The sequence below is a fragment of the Leptolyngbya sp. CCY15150 genome, from assembly GCF_016888135.1.
Lineage (GTDB): Bacteria > Cyanobacteriota > Cyanobacteriia > RECH01 > RECH01 > RECH01.
The window spans coordinates 1-6,105 of sequence record NZ_JACSWB010000228.1 but is presented as its reverse complement, the minus strand read 5'-3'; the positions used below and the strand labels follow the sequence as shown (position 1 = coordinate 6,105).

The 6,105-nt window shown below is 47.6% G+C and carries 5 protein-coding genes; 2 read left to right on the top strand and 3 right to left on the bottom strand.

Translation table 11 applies throughout. From position 1 onward, the window contains the following. From JUJ53_RS25550 to JUJ53_RS18070, 3 genes are all read right to left on the bottom strand, one after another. On the bottom strand, positions 1 to 145 hold a 145-nt coding region (locus JUJ53_RS25550), incomplete at its 3' end, for a DUF2442 domain-containing protein (protein WP_343327985.1). A 50-nt stretch (positions 146 to 195) separates the two neighbouring features. Further along, positions 196 to 1,473, bottom strand: coding sequence for a hypothetical protein (locus JUJ53_RS18075; RefSeq protein ID WP_204153443.1), 1,278 nt, complete (start codon positions 1,471 to 1,473; stop codon positions 196 to 198). Between the two features lie 249 nt (positions 1,474 to 1,722). Next, positions 1,723 to 4,404, bottom strand: coding sequence for a hypothetical protein (locus JUJ53_RS18070; protein WP_204153442.1), 2,682 nt, complete (start codon positions 4,402 to 4,404; stop codon positions 1,723 to 1,725). Positions 4,405 to 4,782: 378 nt separating this feature from the next. Here JUJ53_RS18070 and JUJ53_RS18065 point away from each other — a divergent pair, with 378 nt between their 5' ends. Both JUJ53_RS18065 and JUJ53_RS18060 read left to right on the top strand, forming a co-directional pair. Further along, positions 4,783 to 5,049 carry an NfeD family protein gene (locus tag JUJ53_RS18065; RefSeq protein ID WP_204153441.1) on the top strand — a complete coding sequence of 89 codons (267 nt, stop codon included), beginning with the start codon at positions 4,783 to 4,785 and terminating at the stop codon, positions 5,047 to 5,049. A gap of 331 nt (positions 5,050 to 5,380) precedes the next feature. Further along, positions 5,381 to 5,923 (top strand): hypothetical protein, encoded by a 543-nt coding sequence (locus tag JUJ53_RS18060; RefSeq protein WP_204153440.1) that lies wholly within the window; start codon positions 5,381 to 5,383, stop codon positions 5,921 to 5,923. Positions 5,924 to 6,105 lie beyond the last annotated feature (182 nt).

The following is a 6,105-nucleotide window of genomic DNA, read 5'->3' as shown; positions in this document are numbered from 1 at the left end:
TCACGCTGAAATCGGCATCTAGGGTTGGCCAATGCAACCCATCTCCCATGGGGGTTACTTCCACTTGGGCTAAGGCGTCTGGCTCGGCTCCCGCTAAACCTTGGGCGATCGCCGCTGGAAAACTAAAAATCGCCCTACTTTGCAATTGAATGACTCGAAGGATTTGGATAAATATCTAATGGATGAAAAATAGCCTTACACCGAATTTGGAATGCTAGGATCTCCCTGAGAAATCAGCGAAAAGTAGGTGAGATAGCGGGCATTGAGCGCTAAGGCAACATTCATATAGTCAAAGGCCTCTACTAACCATTGCACCGTAGCTTGGCTGACTTTTGCAAACTTATGGTGCAGGTCAGCAAACCGTTTTTCTAACTCAAACCGTACCATCCGGCAAGACAGAACTAGGTTGAGGAGAAGGCTGGTGATAACAGCAGGCCCTACAGCAGTCAAAAATCGTGAAAATTGCGCGCCCTCTTGCTTCGTATTATCATCCCTGGCAATAGCATTTAACAAGCGGCTAAAAATTTGAATTTCAATGGTTCGTGTCATAGGCAGACCATCATCAAATTCATGGAGGGCTTGAGAAAACTCACGCCGAAACCGCCGTTGAAGAGTCGGGTTGAGATGTTGAATGGGTTGCATCGCATGTTGCTGAATGACTTGCTTCCATTCCCCAACCGTTCGCAGCTTTTTGACCTTCCGCTTAAACTGATCAGCTTGCAGCCTGAAGCTTTCGTTTCGTCGGGGACTATACAGCTTAATCGCGTAGCAAAGCTGCTCAGAGGTTAGCTGTTGAGTGGGGGGAGGCAACTGCCCTGAGCTTTGTAGAGTGTAGCTTTTATAAAACCGACTCAGATCTTGCCGATATTGACAAATCTTTTGATTTCTTTTGTAGATGATGCCATCATTGAGTTGATCAGCGGCATTTTCAATATCACTGGTTCGGGTGCTAGCCTCATAGATAAAGAAATATTCAGGGAGTAGGCTGACAAAGGGGCGATCGCCCAGATGAATTTCCTGATAAGGTTTCCAACCTTCTAGCAAATACAAGTTTCTTCGCAATACATCATAGTAATCACTTTTTTGGTAAGACCGAAGGGCATCGCGGAGAGTGCGCGTCACCGCATTTTGACCTCGGTCAGCAGGGATATGATCGAGCCACAAGATGAGTTTAGCGATCGCCTGATCTCGGGCACCATCAAGATGCCAGCGGTTGACCAATGTGTAATAGCAGCGATTGATGATTTTTAGCTGATGTTCTTTGAAATGGGGAGCTGCTACAACTCTCTGCAACGCTCCCTTAACGTCATCCCTCGGATAGGCATTGCCCTGCCAGAGGAGCTGATAAAAGGCCGCTACAGCATCTTCTGCTGATAACTTCGCCAGGCTTCTAATGTAGGTATAAACCGTCCATTCTTCCAACGTATCGGGGCTAACGTCATAGCCACTCTGTGAGTCATAAAAAGAAGACATCATCAATCCTTCCTGATTCTCTGGGGGGGCGGGCTGAGAGGTTAGAGTGGTTTGTATCGCAGCAGTTGAGTCAATATCGATTGCGTTCCTAGATGTCTTTCTAGAATCACACAACACCTTTGAGAAGATATTACTCTCACTATAAAATACTCTCAAATATAAGTATCATGGGAGACATTCAAACCTATGCAGGTTGTGCCAGTTTCAAAAGTGTCTATATCCCTGGGAGTCAACAGAGCTATCAGTAGCTTAGTCAGATATAACTATCCCCAAAGAGGCTAACATGTCTAGCTCCATGGGAGACAGTCCTGTAACATTTCTGAAGGTCGTCCCTGTTGCATCATAGCTAGCCACACAGGCTTCCCAGAGCAGTTCTTGACGCTCTACATCCATCAGCCGGAGTTGTTTAGGAGAGGTGACCAAAACCCATCGCTCCTCTAGGGGAGTTGCTAAGTGAGCGTGTGCCAGGGTATCTAAATCTAAGGTGATTGGTGGTTGAGATTGCCATGCCCAGTGAAAGATGCGATCGCCCCTCATGGTGCCTACCAGATAGCGACCATCGTCAGTAAACTGGAGCGTCATCATGATTTCATCTGCGATCGCCACTTCTTTTAAGCAGGTTTCTCCAACCCGCACCCGCACGCGGTAGTCACTACTTTCTGCCCGCAGCAACTTGTCATGATCCCAACTGACTGCAAAACATATCGCCGATCGAGTTGGTAACTCTTGCCAGGCTAGGTTGTCGTTAACCCTAGTCGGTATTTGCCACTGCACCACGCGGTTATCGCTATCCAAACTAGCTAATTGCCATCCATCAGGGCTAAAGGCCATATTGCAAACCTCCGCTTGATGCGCCTCCAATAGGTTGAGGGTAGCCAGGTCAGGATCTAATAACCCAATTGAGCCATTGCTCATACCAATCGCAATCTTGCCAAACAGACTTTGGGTGAGACAAGTAGCGGGCTCTGGTAAGTCAGTTAATTTCTGGGGATGGGGTTCTTCGCTAAACCACGAATAGACGGCTTGGTTGGCCACAAATACTAAAGTGTCATTCTCTGGGCAGATGAGCAGATCAATGGCAAACCCTAGGGTTTGAACCGCATGGAGTTGAACGTGGCTATCCTGGTGTTGCCAGCAGAGCAAATGTCCCTGCTGATCAGCCGCCGCAATGAGGGTGCCATCGGGAGATAGGGCAGCCGTTGGCCCATCACGCAGGTGGGTGGGGAGTTGAGGGTGCTGCCATGTGCAGTGTGACAACGTGGCTTGGTTCCAAAAGACCTGGCGCAAATCAGCATGGCAAAGGGTGAGTCCGTCAAAATTTAACGCCGTCAGGGGGATCTTCAGCGCTGCTGCCAGATTAAACAGATTACCTGCGGCATACCCCTGCGCAGGGGGCGGCAATTGGCGCACGGCCTCTAAACAGGGTTGTAAGTAGGCAAGTTGCTCTTGGCGAAAGGTAGACTGATGGTGTAGCTGACGGGCGATCGCCCCTAGCAAATACGTTTGCTGCCAGGCTTGTAAGTGCGGCGGTGCAGCGGTATTCACCCATGGATAATGCCCTAATTGGTAAGGGGTGCCCGCAACAATTTCGGCTATAGCCGCCGCCACGATCTGCTGAGCTAAAACATGACCCAAAAGGGGTGGATCAACATGATAGTGATCCCTCTTGCCAATCTTTTGGATCAGCCCCCGCTGCTGCAATGAGAATAATGCTTTGCGCCGCTCCTCTAATGACGTTCCTGAAAGTTGCAGAGCTAAAAGTTGGTCGCGGGTCAAAGGCTGCAGCAACAGCCAAATGAGTAACCCCTGCTCAACCTTGGATAGCCGATTCAACGTCAACTCTAAGATCTTGAGCGTTTCGTTTGCGAAGGATGGGCTTGCTAAAAATTGGATGCTATCGCTCTCATATAAATTCTCGATTCGGGCGATCGCCATCAAGAACCAAGCGGGGTTCCCCCCGCAAAATTTCAACAATTTTTCTAAGGTTTCAGGGAATCGTAATGGCGCATTTTGAGCCTCCAAGAGCGCTAGCGCATCTGGAGGTTGTAATGGTCTCACACGATGCAACGCCAAAACGCCTCGGGCATACTCAAATAAGACCGGGAGTTCTCGCCCCACCCACAGCAAACAACTTTGGTGAGTCGGAACGGCAAGCAACTGCTTCAGCCATAGATAAAAGTTAGATGCTGGTTCTTCAGAGGCGTCTTGAACCGATAACTCCTGATGCATATCCTTAAAGTGCCCCGCTAACTGTTGCGGCTGAAAAAGCACCTCCGTTCCATCCATCACAAACAACAGCCGCCGTGATCGAAATAACTCCATCAAAGCTGGGATAGCAGGTTCACAACTCGGCACTTCCCCCAACTGCCTCATGGCCGCTTGATATAGAGCCGCTGGAGTTGATACATCAGTGGCTAAACACCAAATGGGGGGAGCTTCAAAAAAGGGCTGAAGGCGATCGCACAATGCATGAACAAAGTAAGTTTTTCCAATGCGAGGTGCCCCACTAATCCCCAAGACCCGCCGACCTTCCTGTACCCAGCGCACCAACTGGGCGAGGTCGTCCTGCCAACAATCTAAATTCAAAAAACTGCCAGAGGTTTGCAACGCTGCTGTTTGCAACGCTAATCCAGCAGTGCTCAATCCCTGCCTGAGCAGTGCCAAATCCTTCTGCTTCTGATGCCAGCCCATCACAGCCCGCTGCAAATTATTCTTCTTCACCTTGTAGCCAACACCATCAGATAGGCGTTTAAAGAGGTTATACGCATCATTTTTAAGGGTTTGAGGCTTATACCTGCCCAACCCTAATGCTTCTAAACCTGTCGCTAGTTCTTCGTAACTCCAATTAGGTTGTGTGAGCAATCCGTACAAAACAGCGTGTTGGGCATTGGGCAGATTCTTCCCATCTTGCTGGAGCAGCGATTGCTCCACCCAAGCACAAACCCTGTGGATATCACCGTCTTCAGAATCAATATTAAATGTTGATCTATCACTCGAACCATCATCTGCACCCATGCTGCCCCAGCGGTTACGTCCTGACTTTTCAGGCAGTGTACTGCATAAAAACTGACTTTTGCTGACTTTTAATGACTTTTTCCAATCTATTTTCCAGGACGCCACTGACTACCCCTGACAAAATCTGACAAAACTGTCATTTTCTAGCTTGATATAGACTTGGTTCTTATCAGCAAGGTCATTAAAAATTAGCTGACTAATCAACTAGAAAAAACCTAGAAGCTCTGTGAATATAGATACATGGGAGGTTCCTAAGTATCTTTCAAAAGACCTTTCAACCAGGAGACTGTCACCATGAAAACATTACACATCGCCAATTCAAATCAGACAGAAAGATCATCCTATATGACTGTATCCCGGTCAAAGCTCTTCTTTTCAGGGGAAGACTTTGCCATCGTTTCTTATGCAATTCGCCCCAATCGTCGAGGTCGAATTTACTATCAGGGCACCTATTGGTATGCCTATGCGGTCAATGATTCATTCATCCCAATGAATGCCCTTGTTGAACCCCTTCAGCGCAGACATACTACGTGGCTCGTCAAGCCTCTTCAGAAGTCCTAACCCCCCCTTCAGAGCATTCATTCCCAGAGTTCTTTTCATCGGGACTATCTTGCATCTGAATCATCTTTCACAGAGCCATTTTCATTAGGTCTACAGGATGGACATCTATTCTCTAGCAGCATGACTAAAAACCTAACAACTATCGTAGTTTGCTGTTATTAGAAAATGTCCATCCTATAAAACGCAAAAGTCTTTTGATGAGTGAAAATTACAGCCGGAGTCTCAATCTTTGAGGAGTCCACGGTTGCGTGTGTCCATGGCTAGAGTTAGCCGTCGTTACGTTCTCCGCCCTAGCAACTATTTGTCTGTCAGTATCTCAGGAATTGCAACCATGGTTCTTAACTACGATAATCACCTCGAAATACATTTGGTAAAGAATCCACCACCTCCCCCAGAGGACAAAGCCTTTAGGACATTCGTAACGATTTCGGTTAGCGTCACTATCACCATCGCTTTGGAGCTAGCAGGGGTGATTGATATCAGAGATTTCCTAATATTGGACCCAATAGATCCAAGCCAGATTGTTCATCCTGAAAATGATTCTAGTAGCAATCCTGAAATCCCTGTTGTAGTAACTGTTCCACCTAATCCTGAGGGTACCGATTCAAATCATCGCGTACAAATTGATCAATGTCATGGTGTGCCCTCCGAGGGAGCATACTTTCGGGCGTATCCAGCCATGGCACCTGATGCCATTAAGGGAGCTGTGCTAAGAGGAGAATGGGTTGTTTTAACAGGGGTAAAGGAGCATGGAGATGGCATTACTTGGTATGAGGCAATTAACGAGTCTCCTCTTGACCATTCTCCAGCAACCTACGCGTATGAGCCAGCGCCTAACCAATATGGATGGATTGCCTCATGTTTTGTCGAATGAGCTGTATTCATCTAAATTTCAGTGTGGCACAGTGCTGGTTGACTGACAAAAGTCAGTGACCTGGTTGACTGACAAAAGTGTTGGAGGAGGGAGGTTCAGCCCTTGGTAGAAGGGCGTTTCCGGTTTATTGTGAAAGTTACCACACAACCACATAAACCGATGAGAACCTCCCGCTTACATCA